We start from the raw sequence: 326 nt of genomic DNA, 5'->3' as shown, positions 1-326 counted from the left end.
ACAACGCCGTCTTCATCTGTATATTCAAGGGTTCTTCCATCCGGATTTAGTGCTAAAAAGGTAAGTGTTTCCAGATTTGAAATATCGATGGTTGTAGTAACATTGTCTTCATCGGTATAGGTGAAAGTGCCGTTCCCGTTATCAACGATGGTTGTAAGTGTTTCGAAGTTGTCGATTACAGTTTCTAAGTCGATGCTTGTTACAATTCCGTCTTCATCGGTGTACTCCAATGTTTTTCCGTCAACGTTTAAGGCTAGGGTAGTAAGTGTTTCAAGGTTTGAAATGTCGATGGTTGTAGTAACGTTGTCTTCATCGGTATAGGTGAA

Annotated in this window: 1 pseudogene; it reads right to left on the bottom strand. The window is 40.2% G+C overall.

Annotated features, from left to right (window positions below):
* A pseudogene (locus tag K8089_RS16435) lies at positions 1–326 on the bottom strand (hypothetical protein); the annotation flags it as partial.

This window comes from Aequorivita vitellina, assembly GCF_022008365.1.
In the GTDB taxonomy this organism is placed as follows: Bacteria; Bacteroidota; Bacteroidia; order Flavobacteriales; family Flavobacteriaceae; genus Aequorivita; species Aequorivita vitellina.
Note: the sequence above shows the minus strand (reverse complement) of the source record. Positions and strands in the feature narration are given on the sequence as shown.